Below are 15,599 nucleotides of genomic sequence, written 5' to 3'. Positions count from 1 at the left end.
CGATGAATGACCAGCCAAAGCAGCCTGCCGCTCCCGATCCAGCCAACGAGTTCGCGAGCGACAGCTCCCAGATTGATCCGCGTGATTTTCGCAATGCGCTCGGCACGTATGGAACGGGCGTAACGATCATTACAGCCACGGCCGCCGATGGTAAGCCGTATGGCATCACCTGTAATTCATTCGCATCGGTCTCCTTGAATCCTCCCCTCGTGCTCTGGAGCCTTGGAGTTTATTCCTCGAGCTTGAGCGTGTTTCAGAACGCCAGCCATTTCACCGTGCACGTGCTCGGCACAGCGCAACAGGCGCTTGCCAACAAGTTCGCAAAATCGTCCGAGGATAAGTTCGCCGGCGTCGACTGGGCGCCGGGCCTCGGCAATGCGCCAGTGCTCGCCGAGAGCGTGGCCAATTTCCAGTGCCGGTCCGTCAATCGCTATTATGGCGGCGATCACGTGATCTTTCTCGGTGCGGTCGAGGCCTATGCCTACAACGCAAAGGAGCCGCTGCTGTTTGCGCGGGGCGGATATGGCCGGTTTCTGTCCGACGACGAGCGCAAGAAGTCGCCATAGGGCGATCCACGGACGCTCGTCGGTTCAACGGTCCGTGGCCGAGAGCTTGTAGATTTCCAGAGCGTCCGCGTCTGCGCCACGCGCAGCCTTCGCGAGCCTGAAGATCTGTCCCGCGAGGGTCGCCATCGGCACCGGTGTTGACGTTGTCTGGGCAACGTCGGCGACAGTGTCGAGATCCTTCAGCATCGTCGCGATGTGGCCGAGAGGAGGCGAATGAATGCCGTGGACCATGCGCGGCACGAAGAGCTGAAGCGGGATCGAATCCGCAAAGCCGCCGGCGAGCGCCTCAGGCAGCCGGCTTGCATCAATTCCGGCATTCGAGGCAAGGCGCGTTGCCTCTGCGAGCACGGCCATCGCGCACCCGACGATCACCTGGTTGCAAAGCTTTGTGGTCTGGCCTGCGCCGATGGGACCCATATGAGTGAACCTGCGCGCCATAGCCAGCACATAGGGCCGTGCCCGCTCGATATCGGAGGCCTCTCCGCCGGCCATGATGGCAAGCGTGCCTTCTTCGGCACCCTTGGTGCCGCCTGACACTGGCGCATCGATCCAGCCTGCGCCGTTCGCAGCTTTTAACCGCGCTGCCAGCTCGCGCGCAGCGTCGGGATGGATCGACGAGAAATCGACCACGAGCTTGCCTGCGCCGGGAGCCGCTGCAAAACCCTCCGGTCCGAAGATCACCTCTTCGACGGCTGCGGCATCCGTCACGCACATGAAGACGATGTCGCAATTCGCCAAGAGGTCACGTGGCGTGCCCGCGTGCTTGGCGCCAGCTTCGACGAGTGGAACGACCTTGCCTTCCGAGCGGTTCCAGACGCTGACGTGATGGCCCGCCTTGAGGAGGCGCCGGGTCATCGGCGTCCCCATCAGTCCCAGGCCGAGATAGCCGAGCCTCTCGACGCCCTGCGGGTTTGCCTTGCTCGCATCAGCCATAGGTTGCCTCCTTCTGTCGCGGCGCAACGCCGCGCGACCGCTGCGCACCATACATAACGCATCCCGTAGCGAAACCGGGTCCGCTTGCATGGCTTGCTTGATTGTTTGAACCATGAAACATTTGAGGTGGTCGGGTTGGGTGGCGTCGATCGACGCCGGAGCAACGGAGTGGGCACGATGCGGGCAGTTTCGAGGTGGATGCTGGCAGCAGGGGCTGTGGCGGCTATGATCGCCGGTGCGAGCCCCTCATGGGCGCAGCAGACGATCCGCGTGGGTTGGACCATCCCGGCCGAGGAATCCAAATACTGGATGATGCGCAGACCGGCCGAATTTCCCGATATCGGCAAGACCTATAACATCGAGTGGACCCAGTTTCAGGGTACCGCGCCGATGACGCAGGCGTTGGCGGCTGGCGCGCTGGATTGCGCGACACAGGCGCCGCTCTCACTTGCGAACGGCGTGGTCGGCGGTAATCTCAAGGCCTACATCGTGGCGCAGCACGTCTTCGAGAAGCCCGGTGGCTTCTCGGTCTATTGGGCGGTCATGGATGACTCGCCGATCAAGACGATTGCAGACCTCAAGGGCAAGACGGTCGGCATTTCCGTCATCGGCGGCGGCACGCAGGGCCCGTTCAACCTTCTCTTGAAGCAGAACGGCGTCGATCCGGCCAAGGACATCAAGCTGGTCGAGGTCGGTTTTGCCGTCTCCGAGGATGCTCTGCGTCAGGGTCGGGTCGATGCGGTCAACATGAACCAGCCGTTTGCGGCGCGAGCTGAGGCCAAGGGCGGCACAAGAAAACTGTTCTCGCTGTCGCAGGCCATGCCGAACATCGTGCATATCCTGGAAGCCTGCCGCGCCGATTTCGTCGACAAGAACCCGGAATTGGTGAAGGCCTATGTCCGTGACATCACGTCGGGCATGAAAAAGGCACTTGCGAACCGCGAAGAGACGTTGAAGGTCGTCAATGAAGTCCTGAAAGCACCCATCCCGGTGCTCGAGACCTATCTGCTCAAGGACAACGATTTCGGTCGCGATCCCGGCGCGGCACCGAATTTCCCGGCGATCCAGAAGATGCTCGACATCTACGCGGAAACGGGAATGCTGCCGAAGCTGGATGTTGCTCAGTTCAAGCACCCGACGATCGTCGCGCCACTGCAATAGGTGTTTGCAGGACCATGAGGTCGCAATGTCCCGCCACGTGCGGGACATTGCATGAAGATGATGCAGGCATGAAGAAGTTGCGATCACGGATAACGACCGACGGCCTCGACCGGGCTCCGCATCGTGCGTTCATGCGCGCCATGGGGCTGGACGACGCGGCCATCGCCAAGCCGATGGTGGGCATCGTCAGCATGAAGGGCGAGCAGACGCCCTGCAACATGACCCACGACTTCCAGGTGGCTGCAGCCAAGACCGGGGTCGAGGAGGCCGGCGGCACACCGCGTGAATTCTCGACCATTTCGGTGTCCGACGGCATCAGCATGAATCACGAGGGGATGAAGTTCTCCCTGTTCTCGCGTGAGCTGATTGCCGACTCCATCGAGGCCGTCGTCCATGGTCTCGCCTACGACGCGCTGATCGGATACGGCGGCTGCGACAAGACGCTTCCGGGCGTGATGATGGGTATGGTTCGTTGCAACGTGCCTTCCATCTTCATCTATGGCGGCAGCTCGCTGCCGGGTCGCGTGGATGGACGGACGCTGACCGTCCTCGACTCGTACGAGGCTGTCGGCAGCTTTATGACCGGAGAGATCGACGCCCCGACGCTCGAGCGGATCGAGCGCGCCTGCCTGCCGACCATTGGCGCCTGCGCCGGTCAGTTCACCGCGAACACCATGGGAATGGTATCAGAAGCCATGGGCCTGACCATTCCCAATGTGTCGATGGTGCCCGGCGTCTATGCGGAGCGTGCGCAGATCTCGCGACACGCAGGGCGGTTGATCATGGAGATGCTCGAAAGAGGTGGGCCGCTGCCGCGTGACATCGTGACGCGGAAATCCCTGGAGAATGGAGCCGCTATCGTTGCCGCCACGGGCGGATCGACCAATGCGGCGCTGCATCTGCCTGCGATCGCAAACGAAGCCGGCATTGCGTTCACGATCGATGATGTCGGCGAGGTCTTTGCCAGAACACCGCTGATCGGAAATCTGCGGCCGGGGGGCAAATACACGGCGAAGGATGTTTACGACATCGGCGGTGCGGCCGTTGTGATCCGCGAGTTGATTCAAAGCGGGCATATCGACGGTAGTTGCCTCACCATCACCGGCCGTACGCTCGCGGAAGAATATGACGCGGCCAACGTGCCCGATGGCGAAGTGGTTTACACGGCCCGCGCGCCGATCATGCCCGACGGCGGTGTCGCGGTCCTCAAGGGCAATCTCTGTCCCGACGGCGCCGTCATCAAAGTCGCCGGCTTGAAGAGCCAGTTCTTCGAGGGCGTAGCGCGCGTCTTCGAGGATGAAGAGGCTTGCGTCGCGGCCGTTCGTGACCGCAGCTACAAGGCTGGCGAGGTCCTCGTGATCCGCAATGAGGGGCCGGTGGGTGGTCCTGGCATGCGCGAGATGCTCGGCGTCACCGCGCTGATCTACGGCCAAGGCATGGGTGAGAAGGTGGCCCTCATTACTGACGGTCGGTTCTCCGGTGCCACGCGTGGCATGTGTATCGGCTATGTCTCTCCGGAAGCATTTGTCGGCGGTCCGCTGGCACTTGTCCGCGATGGAGACAAGATCCGGATTGACGCCGCCGGTCGCCGCATGGACCTGCTGGTCGATGAGCAGGAACTCGCTGCACGCCGACGCGACTGGAAGCAACGCCCGCCGCGTCATCGTGCCGGTGCGCTGGCGAAATATGCGCGTCTTGTCGGCCAGGCACCGGGTGGAGCGGTCACGCACGAGGGACCCGCGGAGTGGCCGTGGTTCGACTGAGAAGTCGTGCGCGCGAAAATGGCGACCCGTTTGGCAGGTTTCTTGCTAAGCTTGTTCCGCTGATGGAAGACATTCAGCAGATCGGTTGCGTGACGTTCGCGCGTGAGTGAAGCGAGAGACGGGATGAAGGTAGTGCCTTCGAGATCGAGCGAATGGGTGAGACCGGTGACGTCACAGAAGCCGGCTTCGGCAATCATCGAGATCGACCGCGTCTCGCAGGTCTTTCAGACCTCGGCGCGCAAGGATCATGTGGCACTGTCGGACATCTCCTTGACGATCGATGAGGGGGCGTTTGTTTCCATCCTTGGTCCGTCCGGCTGTGGCAAGTCGACGTTGCTTTACATCGTCGGCGGTTTCGTCAGCCCGACCAGCGGCGCGGCGAAGATGAAAGGACAGGCGATCGCGGGCCCGGGTCCGGATCGCGGGCCGGTATTCCAGGAGTTTGCGCTATTTCCTTGGAAGACCGTACTTGGCAACGTGATGTATGGCCCGCGCCAGCAGGGTGTGCGAGCCGTAGAGGCGGAAGCGCAGAGCCGCGCTCTGATCGAAATGGTCGGGCTCAAGGGCTACGAGAATTTCTATCCCAAGGAGCTGTCGGGTGGCATGAAGCAGCGCGTCGCACTGGCCCGGACGCTCGCCTATCATCCAGAAGTCCTGTTGATGGACGAGCCGTTCGGTGCGCTCGATGCTCATACCCGGACGCGTCTCCAGAACGATCTCCTGAATATCTGGGAGCGTGACCGCAAGACGGTGCTGTTCGTCACCCATTCGGTCGACGAAGCCGTCTTCCTCTCGGACAAGGTTGTGATGATGTCGAAGTCTCCCGGCCGCATCCGGGAAATCATCGATATCGATCTGCCGCGGCCGAGGCGCCGTAACGAGCTGCTGCTCGATCCGCGCTACCAGAAATACGTCGTCGACATCGAGCGCATGTTCGATGAAAGCGACGAAGCGGGTTCGGCCTCATGATCTCGCCGGCTGCCATGGCGAAACGAGCTGCGCCAGTGCTGGCCTGCATCGGACTATTGGCGGTATGGCAGGTCGCGTCGCTTGCGCTGAAGAACGACAGCTTTCCGACGGCTATCGAAGCGATCCGCGCGATCCCGGATATCCTCGGCGACAAGGAATCCCTGATCAACATCCTGGCTTCGCTCCGTCGCATGACGATCGGGTTCGGCATAGCGGTGCTGGTTTCGATCCCACTGGGCCTGTTGATGGGCCGTAGCCGGGCCGTCGCAGCCTTCTTCAATCCGCTCCTGATGGTGATCTATCCGGTGCCGAAGGCGGCGCTGATGCCGATCATCATGTTGTGGCTCGGCGTCGGTGACATCACCAAGACGTTGGTGATCTTCCTCGGCGTCAGCCTTCCGGTGATCTATCACAGTTTTGAAGGCGCGAAGGCCGTCGAGGAGAAGATGCTGTGGTCGGGTGCGGCGATGGGGCTGTCGCCCCTGCAGCGTCTGGTCCGGATCGTGTTGCCTGCCGCGCTCCCGGAGATCCTCACCGGATGCCGTACCGGCCTGGTGCTGGCGCTGATCACGATGATCACCAGCGAGATGATCGCACGTCAATCGGGAGCGGGGAACATCCTGTTCAACGCGCTCGACATGGGCCAATACGATACGGTCTACGCGATGATCATCATCGTCGGCGCCATGGGCATCTGCCTCGATGCGGTCTTCGAGCGCGTCCGCGCAAGACTGGTGCGCTGGTCCGAACCTCAGTTCGACATACCGTTGAGCTTCTCATGATGTCGCGTTCTCTCTCAGCAAACGTCATCTTTGGGCTCGCGCCAATCGTGCTGGTGATTGCGCTGTGGCAAGGCCTGGTATCATTCGGCTTCGCGCCCGCGGTTTTGCTGCCGCCGCCGGGTGTCGTCTTCAGCCGGCTGCTCCAGCAGCTCGTGACATGGACGTTCCAGCAGGAGATCGCGGCGACCCTGATCCGGCTATTCGCCGGTTTTGCGATTGCGGTCGTGCTTGGCGTCGGCATCGGCATCGCGGCTGCTGCCAGTCCGGCGATCAATGCCTTCGTCCGGCCGATTGTGCGGGTGCTGGCGCCATTGCCGAAGGTCGCGCTCTATCCCGCTCTGCTGCTGTTGCTTGGCTTCGGCCACGGATCGAAGATCACGCTGGTTGCGGCGGACGCGCTCTTTCCCATTCTGCTGTCCACCTACTACGGGGCTTCAACGGTGGAGCAGAAGCTGATCTGGTCGGCCATGGCGGCGGGAACGCCGCGCTACGAAATCCTGTTCAAGGTCGTCTTGCCGGCGGCGATGCCGTCGATCCTGACGGGGTGCCGGATCGGCCTTGTCATTTCGTGCATCGTGGTGTTTCTGGCCGAGATGATCACGTCGACGGACGGATTGGGCCATGCCCTCGTGACGGCGGCGCGTACCTTCCAGGCCGTCGACATGTTCGTACCGTTGATTACGATCTCGCTGCTAGGGCTGATCTTGAACGGCCTGTTGGGCGCCGTGCGGTCGTACCTCTTGCGGGGCTTCCCCGAAGCGTGACCTGACAAACAAGAAACCAGAAGACCGGGAGTGAACCATGCTGGCTGATCGCATCGAGGCAAAATGGATCGACGCATTTTGCGAGATCTTCGAGCGTTGCGCCGTCAAGGCCGGCGATACCGCAGCGATTCTCTCAGAGACGCAGTCGCGCGCGTTGAATGTACATCTGGCGGAGCTCGCGCTGTTGCGCATGGGGGCGATGCCTTTTCACGTCGTCATGCCGACGCCGCGCAATCGGAATATCGTTCCGGTCCGCTCAACCGGCGCCAGCGAAGCGATCCAAAAGATTGGGCCGGTCATCACTGCACTTCAGCAGGCTGGCTTCGTGGTGGATTGCACCATCGAAGGCCTGATGCATGCGGTGGAAACGCCCGAGATCCTGAAGGCCGGCGCGCGGATACTCGTGATTTCCAACGAACATCCCGAGGCGCTGGAGCGCATGGTGCCGGACCCGGCGCTGGAGAAGCGCGTTCGCGCAGCGGCCAAAATGCTGCGTGGGACGAAGCGCATGCGGGTCACCTCGAATGCCGGCACGTCACTTGATGTCGACATGGTCGGCGCTTCGACGGTCGGCGTGTGGGGCTGGACCGACAAGCCGGGAACGCTGGCGCATTGGCCGGGCGGCATCGTCGTCAGCTTTCCGAAGAGTGGGACGATCAATGGCACGCTGGTGATGGCCCCGGGCGACATCAATCTCACCTTCAAGCGCTACCTGGCGTCGCCGGTGAAGATGACGTTGAAGGACGATTACGTGGTCGAGCTGGAGGGCGAGGGCACGGATGCCGCCATGATGCGCGCCTATCTTGCCGCCTGGGGCGATCGGGAGGCCTATGCTGTGTCGCACGTCGGTTTCGGCATGAACCCGGGTGCGCGCTACGAGGCGTTGTCGATGTACGACCAGCGCGACACCAACGGCACGGAGATCCGCGCCGTCTCCGGCAACTTCCTGTTCTCGACCGGTGCCAATGAATTCGCGGGCCGCTATACTGCCGGCCATTTCGACCTGCCGATGATGGGGACGACTATCGAGCTTGATGGCGTGGCGGTCGTGCGGGACGGCGTGCTTCAGGACGTCTTCGGCTAGTCGCGGTCGAGCACCGGCGGACGAGCGAGGTCGAAGTGCCGGAGCAGGTCGACCATGGCCTGGAGCCGCTTTGCGCGATAGGCATCAACGTCCATGCCTGAATAGTCGAGAAAGCCTGCGCCCGTGCGGAGGCCGATCCGGCCTTCATGCATGTTGCGTGAGATGACGTCCGGTGCCCGATAGCGGTCGCTGCCGAGCGCGCCTTCGAGATAGCGGCTGGCGTAGAAAAGAATGTCGCCGCCGCCCCAGTCGATGAATTCGAGCAATCCAAGCACCGCATAGCGGAAGCCGAAGCCGTAGCGGATCGCTTTGTCGATCTCCTCCGCGCTGGCGACGCCTTCCTCGACCATACGCGCGGCCTCGTTCATGGCCAGCGCCTGGATGCGCGGAACGATGAAGCCGGGCGTCGCTGCGCAGACGACGGGCACCTTGCCGATGCCTTCGAGCAGCGCCTTGACCTCGTCGATGATGGCGGTATCCGTGGCTTTGCCGGGCGACACCTCGACCAGCGGGATCAGATAGGCCGGGTTGAGCCAGTGCACGTTGAGGAAGCGGCGAGGGTTCACGATTGCGCCGGAGAGATCGTCGACCAGGATGGTCGACGTGGTCGATGCGATGATCGCGTCGGGGCCGACCTGTTTTGAAGCCGCTCCCAGCACCTCCCGCTTGAGCTCGACGACCTCAGGAACGCCCTCGAACACCATTCCGGCTTCCGACAGCGCGGCGCTGCTTCGGCTCGCCGGCACCACCGAAACCCGCGCGATCAGCGGATCGACGTCGGTCTCGGTCAGCAGCCCCAGCTTTGCGAGGCTGGTAAAGGTCTTCCGGACCTCGCCGAGCGCGTCCGCCTCCAGCCTGGCGAAATCGTCGGCTGAACGGGCCTTGATGTCGATCATCGTGACCGTATGCCCCGCATAGGCGAACGCGACGGCGATACCGCGGCCCATGCGTCCGGCCCCGAGGCAGGCAATGTTGGCGCGACGAGTCATCGGTCAGAATCCTTCGCGAAGCAGCAACTGCAATTCGGCCTTGTGAAGCTTGCCAAGCCCCAGCGTCTCCAGCGTCCGCCCGCCTTGCGCAAAATCCTCGCCGCAGATGGCGCCGCCGATGGCCAGGAAGGCCTTGGCGAGCGGCGTGGCCACGCCCGCGAGCCCCGCAACCGACACCAGCAGCGATAGCCCAAGCCGCAGATCCTCGCGCATGTAGCGGTGTTCTCTCAGCGCGATCCGCTCGCGCCAGTCGCCGGAATCCGTCAGGCGGTCATGCGAGCCACGGCCGTACATCCAGATCTCGCCTTCCTTGGCGTAGTGGTGCGCGAGCGGAAAATGCGGTGCGCCATAGCCGAGCGCCTCGCGCACGCCGATCCGCTCGGCGTCGAGTGCGTCGGTCACTCGCCGGATCGCGGCTTGCGTTCCCTCCTTGTGGATGTCCCACCGCTCGAAATGCTCGATCGGGCCGGCGTTCATCACGATCAGCGGCGGGTGGATGATGCAACCTGCATTCATCAGCGCGCCGGACAGCGCGTCGCCGCACGGCTCGATCACGCCTGGGAAGGCGCGCCCGATCACCTCGAGCGCATGTGACGCCCGGTCGAGCGGGAACACGCCGACTGGCAGCCGCTTGGCACGGATGGTGATCGCGACCTCGAATGGCCCGTGCTTGCGGGTGAGCCACGGCAGCGTTCCCGTTTCGGCGAAGCTTGCTTTGGCACGATTGCCGGCGTCACGCGCGGCCTGCGCGAAGATCATTGAGCCGAACGTCGCGGGTGGCAGAAACACGACCTGACCATCCCGCAGGTGCGGCGCGAGGAGCCGGGCGATGTCCTGCTGCGCGAAGGCGGGACCAGGGCACACGATCAGTTCGACCCCGTTGACGGCCTCAGCGATATCGGTCGTCACAAGCGCGAGCTTCACATCGTGCTGCCCGTTGTGATCCTTCAGCAGGATGCGTGAGCCAGCGGCGCGATGTGCAGCGACCTGCTCTGCGTCCCGGCGCCACAGCCGGACCTCATGCCCCGACAGCGCAAAGTCGCCTGCGGCCGCGAAAGAGCCGTTTCCCCCACCCAGAACCGCAATCTTCAAGATGCTTCTCCTTGCGCGCGCGACTGCGCATCAATCTGCTTCAGCAAGAAATGCTGGACCTTGCCGAGCGCTGTGCGCGGCATGTCAGCGACGAAGACGATGTCGCGTGGAACCTTGTAGCGGGCGAGCTGCGCCTGAACGTGCGCTCTCAGCTCGTCCGCTTCGAGATGGCAGTCGGCTCGCCGGATGACATAGGCGACGGGGACTTCGTCCCAGCGCGGGTCCGGCCGGCCGATCACGGCGCATTCGCTGACGTCAGGATGCTCGAGCAGCACCCGTTCGACCTCGGCCGGATAGATGTTCTCGCCACCGGAAATGATCAGGTTCTTCTTGCGGTCGCGGACCCAGAAGTAGCCGTCCGCGTCGCACAGGCCGATATCGCCGGTGCGGTACCAGCCGTCGTGCAGCGCTTCGCGTGTGGCGTCGGCATTGCCCCAATATTCGAAGAGGACGTTGGGGCCGCGGACCGCAATCTCGCCCGGCGTGCCCGTCGGCACCTCGTTGCCGGCCTGATCGATCACCTTCGCTTCGCAGCACAGGCCGGCAAGCCCGGTCGATCCGGCGCGCGACAAGTCGCCGCCGAGGCGGGTGTAGACCGCGATGGGGCAGGTTTCCGTCGAGCCGTAAACCTGCAGCACCGGCACGCCGCGCGCGACGAAGCGATCGATCAGGTGCGGCGGCACGATGGTCGAGCCGGTGGCGACGGCCTTCAGCGATGAGAGATCGGTCGAGGCCCAGGCGGGGTGCTCGCTGACGGCCTGGATGATCGCCGGCACCATGACTGTCAGCGTCGGCCGCTCCCGTTCGATGCTCGCGAGCGCCGTGTCGGGCGTGAAGCGGGCGTGGATCGTGACGGTTGCGCCAAGCTGGAGCGCGGCGGTCGTCTGGATGTTGAGCCCGCCGACGTGGAAGAACGGCAACACCGTCAGCACATGATCGTCGGATGTCATGTTGTGCATGTGCTGGCTCATGACGCCGTTCCAGAACAGCGCCTCCTGGCGCAGCACCGCGCCTTTCGGCCGCCCGGTCGTCCCTGACGTGTAGACGATCAACAGCGGGCAGGAGAGATCGGTGTGCGGATTGCGTCCGCTGCTTCCCTTGCGCGCCAGCAGGCCTTCAAAGGCCATGCCGTGCGGTGGCGCAAAATCGAGGCCGATGCAGGTGGTGCCCGGCGCGAGTTCGGGAAGAATTCCCTCAAATGCCTGCTCGAGCACCAGCACTTTGGCGCCGGAATCGGTGAGGATGAAGAGCTGCTCGGCGACCGCCAGCCGCCAATTCAAGGGCACCAGCATCGCGCCGAGCCGCGCGCATGCATAGAGCAGGACCAGATAGTCCGGCCGATTCAGGCTCAGGATCGCGACGCGGTCGCCTCGGCGGACACCGACTTCCTGCTTCAAGGCTGTTGCCGCCCGTTCGATGCGATCGGCGAGCGCAGCATAGCTCAGCCGCTCTCCCTCGAAGGCGATGGCGGTCTTGTCTGGCGAAAACGCCGCGTTGCGATCGATCAGACTGCAGAGGTCCACCGTCAGTCGTCCGTTTCGCCGGCCTCGTACAGCGCCTCGCGACCGATCCGGTCTAGGCAGAGTTCGGCCGTCCAGGGCAGCATCAGCGAGCCGCAGCGGCTGTCACGATAGATGCGCTCGAGCGGCAGCGAGCGGAGCATCGCCTGTCCCCCACAGGTGCGGATCGCAAGCGCGGCGAGTTCATTGGCGCCTTCCATCACCGAATATTGCGCGGCATAGGCGCGCAGGGTCTGCTCCTTGCTTGGATTGGCGCGCGCTTCGGTAACGGCCTGGAACCAGATTGCCTTGATCTGCTCGAGCTTGATTTGCATCTGCGCGACCGCGATCTGCTTGGTCGGGTACATCCGGCGCTTAACCGGAGGCATGCCCGGCACCTCGCCGCGCAGATAGCGCACCGTGAAATCGTAAGAGGCTTGCGCGAGCCCCATATAGGTGGGCGAAAGCGTCAGGAACATATGCGGCCAGCGCATCGCCGCCTGGAAGTAGACGCCGCGCGGCATCAGCGCAGAGTCGTCCGGCACGAACACATCCTTGAACAGCAGCGTCCGCGAGACCGTGCCGCGCATGCCGAGCGGATCCCAGTCGCCGACGACGGAAACACCCGGCGATTTGGCGGAGATCGCGAGGTAAAGCGTATTGCGGCGTGAGGCCTTCTCGCCTTCCTCGATCTCGGTGCAGAGCACGCCGTAATAGTCGGCGTGGCCGGAGAGGGATGCAAAGATCTTCTTGCCGTTGACGATCCAGCCGCCTTCGACAGGCTTCGCTTCCGTGCCGAAGGCAACGCCGCCTGCGGCTGCCGCGCCACCTTCGGAGAATGGTTGCGAATAGATCGCGCCGTCCTCGACGATGCGCTTGTAGTGGACGGCCCGCCGCTTTTCGTGTTCCGCGCGGGTCTCCGCATCCATGTCGAGATCATCTGCCAAAGGGCCCGACCACAGGGTGGAGCAGACATGCATGTTCCAGGTCAGCGCGGTCGCGCCGCAATAGCGGCCGATCTCCGCCGCTGCAAGGGCGTAGGTCTGGTAGTCAGCTCCGAGCCCCCCATGCTTCTTCGGTACGGCGATGCCGAGGAGGCCGACGCGGTGCAGGTCGCGATAATTCTCGGTCGGGAAGATCGCCTCGCGATCGTAAGCCGCCGCACGAGCCGCGAACACGCTCTGGCCGATCTCGCGCGCCCGCGCGATGATCCCGGCTTGTTCGTCGCTCAAGCGGAAAGCCACGGGATCGAAGATCGGCGCATCCAGCGCGACCTTGTCGCTCGTGCCGATGGTCTTGCTGACTTGCATGGTCATGGCGCAGTCACTCGCGTCTTGCAGCAACGGAATCGACGAAGCTGCCGAGAGCCTTGTCGAAGGCATCGGGCCGCTCGAGGTTGGCGAGATGGCCGACGCCGGGGAGTTCGACATATTCGGCCGCGGGAATGTAAGTTGCCGTTTTCGCCATCATTGGCGCCGGCGCATTGTTGTCTTTCGAACCGGAGAGCAACAGCGTCGGTACGGAAATGTCCTTGAGCGTGCTGCGCTGGTCGAATCCGATCAGGGCCAGCATCATGGCGCGATAGCTCGCTTCGGGTACACTCCCCATGCAATCGCGTGCAAGCTCCATCCCCTTGGGATCGGGTTCGTCGCCGACGAGCTCCTTCACCAGCGACGGCGCCAGCGATTTCATGGTCTCGCCGCGATCGAGTGGACCCAAGCGTGCGGCAATGAACGATGTCTGCCAGTCGCCGTCGGTCTTGCCAAAGGCCGGGCTGGTTTGCGCGAGGACGACAGCGCGCGCGAGTGTCGGTGATTGCACCAGCCATTTCTGGACGATCATGCCGCCGATCGAATGGCCGACCAGAATGGGGCCTGTCGCGCCGATCTGCTCGATGAATTGCTGGAGCGCATCGGCCAGGGCAGCGATGCTGACGCTGGCCAGTGGTGCCGAGCCGCCATAGCCCGGCATGTCCCATGCGATCGTGCGGAAACGGTTGCCGAACGTGGCAAGCTGCTGCCGCCAGGCCCGCGCCGCGCCACCAATGCCATGCAGGAAAACAAGGGGGGTCGCCGCCGGATCGCCCGCAGCTTCATATGCGAAACGTCCGTCCCTTGTTATCATTGGCGCAGGCTGCGACACGCGACATCCTTTTGCTTGGCCCGGCGATGCTAACAGGCCTGCGGGCGATGGGAAGAGATAATTTTATACTTAAAGCAATTTTCGGGCCGCTTCGCGCGCGGGCGTTTGCGGCGTCGATCTGCGCTTTCGTTGCAAAAGTTTGAAGGTTAAAATATATCGGAGGAACGATCAGCAGATCTTGAGGGAGCCCGCTCATGTCCGCATTGCCGCATTCGCCGCACGCACTGGTGACCGGTGGCGGTCGCGGCATTGGCCGCGCGATCGCAGCGTCCCTTGTCGACGCTGGTGCCACCGTGACGGTGCTCGGTCGGAACGCGGCTACTCTCGAAGAGGCGGTAAGCGCAGGGGCCGCGCATCATGCCGCCGTCGCCGATGTCTCGGACGAGGCTGGGCTGAAGGCGGCTATCTCCGCAGCGCATGCGCGAAAGCCGATCGATATCCTGATCGCAAATGCCGGCAGCGCCGAATCCGCGCCGTTCGCGAAATCGGACAGCGCCCTTTTTGCGCGCATGATGGACGTCAACTTCATGGGCGTTGTCCATGCCGTCCGCGCAGTCCTGCCGGGAATGAAGGATCGCCCCTATGGCCGGGTTATCGCGATTGCATCGACGGCGGGGCTGAAGGGTTACGCCTATGTGAGCGCGTATGCGGCGGCCAAGCACGCTGTGATTGGTCTCGTGCGTTCGCTCGCGCTGGAGATGGCCGGCAGCAACATCACCGTGAATGCGGTCTGCCCGGGCTTTACCGATACCGATCTCGTTGCCGGCAGCATCGACAACATCATGAAGAAGACCGGGCGAACCCGTGAGCAGGCGATCGCCGAGCTCGCAAAACACAATCCGCAAGGACGCCTGATCTCGCCGCAGGAAGTGGCCAATGCCGTGCTTTGGCTGTGCAGCGCGAACGCCAGTGCGATCACGGGGCAGGCGATTGCTGTCGCCGGTGGCGAGATCTAACCGCGCGGAACAAGGAAGGAAATCTCATGAGCAGACCAGCCAATCCCGTCACCGTGCCGCTCGCCGACTATTCACCGCAACACTTCCTGCTGGCGGTGGTCGATGGCGTTGCCACCGTGACACTCAATCGGCCCGAGCGGAAGAATCCGCTAACGTTCGAGAGCTATCGCGAGCTGACGGATTTCTTTCGCGCCTGCGCATTTGACGACGCGGTCAAGTCGATCGTCGTCACCGGCGCCGGCGGCAATTTCTCGTCCGGAGGCGACGTGTTCGAGATCATCGGGCCTTTGGTCAAGATGGACACCAAGGGGCTGACCGCTTTCACGCGGATGACCGGTGACCTCGTCAAGGCGATGCGGGCCTGCCCGCAGCCGATCGTGGCGGCGGTCGAGGGCATCTGCGCCGGCGCCGGCGCGATCATCGCCATGGCATCCGACATGCGGCTCGCCGCGAGCGGAGCCAAGGTTGCGTTCCTGTTCAACAAGGTGGGTCTTGGCGGCTGTGATATGGGCGCCTGTGCGATCCTGCCGCGGATCGTCGGTCAGTCCCGCGCCTCCGAGCTTCTGTTCACCGGCCGGTTCATGACCGCGGAGGAGGGCGAGCGCTGGGGGTTCTTCAGCCGTATCGTCACGCCGGAGCAGGTTCTGCCCCAGGCGCAGTTGTTGGCCAAGCAGGTCGCGGAAGGCCCGACCTTCGGCAACACCATGACCAAACGGATGCTGGCCATGGAATGGGCGATGTCGGTGGAGGAAGCGATCGAAGCGGAGGCCGTGGCTCAAGCCCTATGCATGACGACGGCCGATTTCGAGCGCGCCTTCGAGGCTTTTGCCAACAAGGTCAAGCCAGTCTTCAGGGGCGACTGACCAGCCCTTTCCTGCGGGAAGGCCCGGAATGGGGGC

Annotated in this window: 15 protein-coding genes; 9 read left to right on the top strand and 6 right to left on the bottom strand. The window is 63.4% G+C overall.

Annotation, left to right across the window (positions count from 1 at the left end):
• Window positions 1–2: 2 nt before the first annotated feature.
• Window positions 3–566, top strand: coding sequence for a flavin reductase family protein (locus NLM32_RS32680; protein ID WP_254132834.1), 564 nt, complete (start codon window positions 3–5; stop codon window positions 564–566).
• 24 nt (window positions 567–590) lie between these two features.
• Here the strand turns inward: NLM32_RS32680 and NLM32_RS32675 are convergent, their stop codons facing one another.
• On the bottom strand, window positions 591–1,499 hold the full coding sequence (locus NLM32_RS32675) for an NAD(P)-dependent oxidoreductase (RefSeq protein ID WP_254132833.1): 909 nt from the start codon (window positions 1,497–1,499) through the stop codon (window positions 591–593).
• Window positions 1,500–1,676: 177 nt separating this feature from the next.
• On the opposite strand from NLM32_RS32675, the gene NLM32_RS32670 reads away from it, so the two are divergent.
• From NLM32_RS32670 to NLM32_RS32645, 6 genes are all read left to right on the top strand, one after another.
• Entirely contained in the window at window positions 1,677–2,660 is a 984-nt protein-coding gene (locus NLM32_RS32670; RefSeq protein WP_254132832.1) for an ABC transporter substrate-binding protein, read from the top strand.
• A 68-nt stretch (window positions 2,661–2,728) separates the two neighbouring features.
• Window positions 2,729–4,423, top strand: a complete 1,695-nt coding sequence (ilvD, locus tag NLM32_RS32665; protein WP_254132831.1) for a dihydroxy-acid dehydratase — start codon at window positions 2,729–2,731, stop codon at window positions 4,421–4,423.
• A 123-nt stretch (window positions 4,424–4,546) separates the two neighbouring features.
• Window positions 4,547–5,392, top strand: coding sequence for an ABC transporter ATP-binding protein (locus tag NLM32_RS32660; protein ID WP_254132830.1), 846 nt, complete (start codon window positions 4,547–4,549; stop codon window positions 5,390–5,392).
• Window positions 5,389–6,174 carry an ABC transporter permease gene (locus NLM32_RS32655; protein ID WP_254132829.1) on the top strand — a complete coding sequence of 262 codons (786 nt, stop codon included), beginning with the start codon at window positions 5,389–5,391 and terminating at the stop codon, window positions 6,172–6,174. Before NLM32_RS32660 ends, NLM32_RS32655 begins: the two co-directional genes overlap by 4 nt.
• A complete protein-coding gene (locus tag NLM32_RS32650) occupies window positions 6,171–6,938 on the top strand; it encodes an ABC transporter permease (protein WP_254132828.1) in 768 nt (255 codons plus the stop codon). Before NLM32_RS32655 ends, NLM32_RS32650 begins: the two co-directional genes overlap by 4 nt.
• Before the next feature lie 37 nt (window positions 6,939–6,975).
• Window positions 6,976–8,022 (top strand): peptidase M29, encoded by a 1,047-nt coding sequence (locus NLM32_RS32645; protein WP_254132827.1) that lies wholly within the window; start codon window positions 6,976–6,978, stop codon window positions 8,020–8,022.
• Here the strand turns inward: NLM32_RS32645 and NLM32_RS32640 are convergent.
• From NLM32_RS32640 to NLM32_RS32620, 5 genes are read right to left on the bottom strand one after another with little or no spacing between them, the layout of a single operon-like run.
• On the bottom strand, window positions 8,019–9,011 hold the full coding sequence (locus tag NLM32_RS32640; protein WP_254132826.1) for a 3-hydroxybutyryl-CoA dehydrogenase: 993 nt from the start codon (window positions 9,009–9,011) through the stop codon (window positions 8,019–8,021). The genes NLM32_RS32645 and NLM32_RS32640 overlap by 4 nt on opposite strands.
• Window positions 9,012–9,014: 3 nt before the next feature.
• The gene (locus NLM32_RS32635) at window positions 9,015–10,103 is read right to left on the bottom strand and encodes an NAD/NADP-dependent octopine/nopaline dehydrogenase family protein (RefSeq protein WP_254132825.1); all 1,089 of its coding nucleotides are present in this window, start codon (window positions 10,101–10,103) and stop codon (window positions 9,015–9,017) included.
• Complete coding sequence (locus NLM32_RS32630) at window positions 10,100–11,626, bottom strand: class I adenylate-forming enzyme family protein (RefSeq protein ID WP_254132824.1); 1,527 nt, start codon at window positions 11,624–11,626, stop codon at window positions 10,100–10,102. Before NLM32_RS32630 ends, NLM32_RS32635 begins: the two co-directional genes overlap by 4 nt.
• Before the next feature lie 2 nt (window positions 11,627–11,628).
• Window positions 11,629–12,918, bottom strand: a complete 1,290-nt coding sequence (locus NLM32_RS32625; protein ID WP_254132823.1) for an acyl-CoA dehydrogenase family protein — start codon at window positions 12,916–12,918, stop codon at window positions 11,629–11,631.
• A 7-nt stretch (window positions 12,919–12,925) separates the two neighbouring features.
• A complete protein-coding gene (locus NLM32_RS32620) occupies window positions 12,926–13,744 on the bottom strand; it encodes an alpha/beta fold hydrolase (protein WP_375143593.1) in 819 nt (272 codons plus the stop codon).
• Window positions 13,745–13,938: 194 nt separating this feature from the next.
• Here NLM32_RS32620 and NLM32_RS32615 point away from each other — a divergent pair, with 194 nt between their 5' ends.
• Both NLM32_RS32615 and NLM32_RS32610 read left to right on the top strand, forming a co-directional pair.
• On the top strand, window positions 13,939–14,700 hold the full coding sequence (locus NLM32_RS32615; protein WP_254132821.1) for an SDR family NAD(P)-dependent oxidoreductase: 762 nt from the start codon (window positions 13,939–13,941) through the stop codon (window positions 14,698–14,700).
• A gap of 26 nt (window positions 14,701–14,726) precedes the next feature.
• Entirely contained in the window at window positions 14,727–15,563 is an 837-nt protein-coding gene (locus tag NLM32_RS32610) for an enoyl-CoA hydratase family protein (RefSeq protein WP_254132820.1), read from the top strand.
• Window positions 15,564–15,599: the final 36 nt, after the last annotated feature.

The organism is Bradyrhizobium sp. CCGUVB14, assembly GCF_024199935.1.
Lineage (GTDB): Bacteria > Pseudomonadota > Alphaproteobacteria > Rhizobiales > Xanthobacteraceae > Bradyrhizobium.
The sequence above is the reverse complement of the archived record's forward strand: the minus strand, read 5'-3'. Positions and strand labels throughout refer to the sequence as shown.

Bases quoted from the DNA above. Each gene is read 5' to 3' on its own strand.
- NLM32_RS32640 (WP_254132826.1), bottom strand. From the start codon at position 9,011: ATGACTCGTCGCGCCAACATTGCCTGCCTCGGGGCCGGACGCATGGGC.
- NLM32_RS32680 (WP_254132834.1), top strand. From the start codon at position 3: ATGAATGACCAGCCAAAGCAGCCTGCCGCTCCCGATCCAGCCAACGAG.
- NLM32_RS32660 (WP_254132830.1), top strand. From the start codon at position 4,547: ATGAAGGTAGTGCCTTCGAGATCGAGCGAATGGGTGAGACCGGTGACG.
- NLM32_RS32675 (WP_254132833.1), bottom strand. From the start codon at position 1,499: ATGGCTGATGCGAGCAAGGCAAACCCGCAGGGCGTCGAGAGGCTCGGC.
- ilvD (WP_254132831.1), top strand. From the start codon at position 2,729: ATGAAGAAGTTGCGATCACGGATAACGACCGACGGCCTCGACCGGGCT.
- NLM32_RS32645 (WP_254132827.1), top strand. From the start codon at position 6,976: ATGCTGGCTGATCGCATCGAGGCAAAATGGATCGACGCATTTTGCGAG.
- NLM32_RS32655 (WP_254132829.1), top strand. From the start codon at position 5,389: ATGATCTCGCCGGCTGCCATGGCGAAACGAGCTGCGCCAGTGCTGGCC.
- NLM32_RS32670 (WP_254132832.1), top strand. From the start codon at position 1,677: ATGCGGGCAGTTTCGAGGTGGATGCTGGCAGCAGGGGCTGTGGCGGCT.
- NLM32_RS32615 (WP_254132821.1), top strand. From the start codon at position 13,939: ATGTCCGCATTGCCGCATTCGCCGCACGCACTGGTGACCGGTGGCGGT.
- NLM32_RS32610 (WP_254132820.1), top strand. From the start codon at position 14,727: ATGAGCAGACCAGCCAATCCCGTCACCGTGCCGCTCGCCGACTATTCA.
- NLM32_RS32625 (WP_254132823.1), bottom strand. From the start codon at position 12,918: ATGACCATGCAAGTCAGCAAGACCATCGGCACGAGCGACAAGGTCGCG.
- NLM32_RS32650 (WP_254132828.1), top strand. From the start codon at position 6,171: ATGATGTCGCGTTCTCTCTCAGCAAACGTCATCTTTGGGCTCGCGCCA.